Annotated in this window: 2 protein-coding genes and 1 pseudogene; 2 read left to right on the top strand and 1 reads right to left on the bottom strand. The window is 76.5% G+C overall.

The window, feature by feature from the left end; genetic code table 11:
* Positions 1–871, bottom strand: an 871-nt coding sequence (locus tag ACWDCZ_RS39645; protein WP_449818506.1) for a lactonase family protein, incomplete at its 3' end; no start/stop codon positions are given.
* Positions 872–1,123: 252 nt separating this feature from the next.
* On the opposite strand from ACWDCZ_RS39645, the gene ACWDCZ_RS39640 reads away from it, so the two are divergent.
* Positions 1,124–2,953, top strand: coding sequence for a glycoside hydrolase family 15 protein (locus tag ACWDCZ_RS39640; RefSeq protein ID WP_449818505.1), 1,830 nt, complete (start codon positions 1,124–1,126; stop codon positions 2,951–2,953).
* Positions 2,950–3,348: pseudogene (locus ACWDCZ_RS39635) on the top strand (glucose-6-phosphate dehydrogenase); the annotation flags it as partial. The gene ACWDCZ_RS39640 and the pseudogene ACWDCZ_RS39635, both read left to right, overlap by 4 nt.

The following is a 3,348-nucleotide window of genomic DNA, read 5'->3' as shown; positions in this document are numbered from 1 at the left end:
GGCAAGGGCGGTGGCGCGGGTCATGGTGGTGCTTTCCGTTCTGTGCTGGGGAGTTGGAGGGGGTGGGGCCTGTTGTCAGGCGGCGCGGCCGTACAGTGTCGGGGGAGACCACCGGGGCCGACGGCGAGACCGGGCCCTCGACGCCGTCCGGGAACAGCGGGACCTCCGCGACCGGTTCGAGCGCCCCGGCCGCCGCGTCCCAGCGGCAGACCGTCACGACGGGGCGCAGCTCGCCGAGCACGTACGCGAGTCGGCCGGAGGGGTGGAAGGCGAGGTGCCGCGGCCCGGTGCCGGGCGGCAGCGCGGTCTCCGCGTGCACGGTGAGCGCCCCCGTCGCCGGGTCCAGGGCGAGGACCCGCACCGCGTCGGTGCCGAGGTCGACGCCGAGCACCCAGCGCCCCGACGGGTCGGGGAGCACCTGGTGGGCGTGCGGGGCCCGTTGGCGGTCCGGGTGCGGCCCGCTGCCCCGGTGGCGCAGCACGGTGGCCGGGGGCCGCGGGGTGCCGTCGTCGGCGAGCGGCAGCACGCTGACGCTGCCGGAGCCGTAGTTGGCCGTCAGCAGGTGGCCCCGGCTGAGGCTCAGGTGGGTGGGGTGGTCCCCGTCCACCGGGACGGGGGCGCCGAGCGGGCGGGGCGCCGGAGCGGCGAGGTCGTGGGCGGTGACGGCGCCCGGCTCCGTCTCGGAGACGGCGTAGAGCACCGGGCCGCCGGCGGCGAGCCCGAGGGCGAGGTAGGACGGGTCGACGGCCTCGACGACACCGGTGGCGGTCAGCGCCCCCGAGTCCGGATCCAGCGATGCCAGGACGATCCCGCGCCCGCCCTCCGAGGTGAACGACCCGATGAAGGCCCGCTCCGCGCCGCTGTCCGCCACCGCAAACCTCCGTCGTCCACCGTCCGCCGTCCGGGCTCGAACGCTAGCAGGTGCGGGGTCCGGGCTCTTTCGCCGGAGAGCGCTTTTTCACTGGAAAGCACCGCTGCCGGAGCGGCCGGATCGCGGACCGGCCCGATCCCCGGGAACGTGGGAGCCGTTGGCCGCGCGGCCGGGTCGCCGTCGGCCCGGCGGTCCGCACCGGGACGACGCCCCTTCGACCACCCCCCCTTGGCGCTGCGGAAGCGAGGCGGCATGTACGACCCCGACCCACCGTTCCGGCCGGCCCGCCGCCGGAACGGGTACCCGCCGCTGGAGGACCTCGGCCTGATCGGCAACGGCGCGACGGCCGCGCTGGTCGGCCTGGACGGCGCCATCCCGTGGCTGTGCCTGCCCCGGTTCGACTCCGAGCCGCTGTTCTGCGGCCTGCTGGACCACGCCCGGGGCGGGCACTTCACCCTCGCCCCGGAGGGCCTGGTGGAGGCCAGGCAGCGCTACGAACCGGACACCGGCGTGCTGGTCACCGAACTGCGCGGCCCCACCGGCCTGGTGCGCGTCACCGACGCGCTGACCCTGCGCTCCGGCGCCGACCTCACCGACGACGCGCCGGCCGACCGGGGCGAACTCGTGCGCTCGGCCGTGGTGCTGGACGGGACGGTCCGGCTGCGGGCGGAGCTGGAGCCGCGCGGCGGCGCGCAGGCCCGCGCCCTGTTCAGCGGACTGGAGGTGCGCCCGCACCGGCGCCCGGACCTGCGGCTGCACCTGCGCTCCAACCGCCCGCTGACCGGCCTGCGCGATACCCACGAACTGCGGCAGGGCGAACGCCTGGACCTGGTGCTGTCCTGGGGCCGCTTCCACCGCCACCACCGCTTCGACACCGACGCGACGCTGAAGGCCACCGCCGAGGCCTGGCGCCGCTGGATGGGGCACTTCGCGTACGACGGCCCCCAGGAGCCCCTGGTCCGGCGGGCCGCGATCACGCTGAAGCTCTGCGACGACTGGGCCAACGGCTCGCTGGTCGCCGCCCCCACCTCCTCGCTGCCCGCGCCGATCGGCGGGATCCGCAACTGGGACTACCGCTACAGCTGGATCCGCGACGCGGCGTTCGCCGTGTTCGCCCTGCGCCGGATCGGCTTCGGCGGCGAGGCCGACGCCTTCCTCGGCTGGGTCCTGGACGCCTTCGAGACCAGCCGGCGGCCCCGGATCATGTACGACCTGCGCGGCGGCCCGGTGCCGGACGAGGTCGTGGACGGCGAACTGGAGGGCTACCAGGGCTCGGCCCCGGTGCGCTGGGGCAACGGCGCGACCGACCAGCGCCAGCACGACGTCTACGGCGAGATCCTGGACTGCGCCCACCAGTGGCTGCGCTCCGGCGGCGAGATCCAGCCCGCGCTCTGGGCCGGCCTGGCCGAGCTGGCCGACGCCGCCCGGCAGGCCTGGCGGGAGCCGGACCAGGGCATCTGGGAAGTGCGCAGCGAGGGCCGGGTGTTCACGTACTCGGCGGGCCTGTGCCAGGTGGCCCTGGACCGGGCCGCCCGGATCGGCGAGCGGCTCGGCCGGTCCGACGGGCCGGACCGCTGGCGCGCCTCGGCCGAGGAACTGCGCCGGCTCGTCCTGGAGCAGTCCTGGGACGAGGACGCCAAGACCCTCAGCGCCCACCTGGACGGCGGCGGCACGCTGGACGCGAGCCTGCTCGCGCTCCCGCTGCGCCGGGTGGTGCCGGCCGGCCACCCGCGGATGGTGGCGACCGCGGCGGCCGTCGCCGAGCGCCTGTCGGCGGGCGGCGGGCTGCTCTACCGCTACCTGCACGAGGAGTCCCCGGACGGGCTGCCGGGCGACGAGGGCGCCTTCGTGCTGTGCAGCTTCTGGCTGGTCGACAACCTGGTCGGCCAGGGCCGGACCGACGAGGCCGGGGAGCTGTACGCCTCGCTGTGCTCCCGGGCGAGCCCGCTGGGGCTGGTGTCCGAGCAGATCGACCCCTCCACAGGAGAGTTCATGGGCAACTTCCCCCAGGCGTTCAGCCACATCGGGATCATCTCCAGCGGCGTGAACCTGGCCCGGGCGAGGGCGGGGGGACGGGCATGATCGACCGGCTCGCGATCCTCGGCGCGACCGGGGACCTCAGCGCCCGCTTCCTGCTGCCGGCACTGGCCGCGCTGCGGGCGGCGGGGCACACCGGCGACGCGCTCCGGGTGACCGGGGCGAGCCGGGAGGACTGGGACACCGGGCGGTACCGAGCGTGGGCCGCGGAGCGGCTCGACCGGCACGGCGGCGCCCTCCCGGCCGGGGCCGGGGAGGCGGTCGTCTCCGCCCTCGACTACCGGCGGGCCGACGTCACCGACCCCGCCGACGTGGCCGCGGTCGTCGCCGGAGAGGGGCCGGTGGCCGTCTATCGGCCCCAGGCTCACCCGGCTGGTGCACTACCTGCGCGACTCCTCCGGGCCCGCCGAGCGGTGCCGCGCCGACGCCCTCTTCCACAT

The sequence above is a fragment of the Kitasatospora sp. NPDC001225 genome, assembly GCF_053597855.1.
Note: the sequence above shows the minus strand (reverse complement) of the source record. Positions and strands in the feature narration are given on the sequence as shown.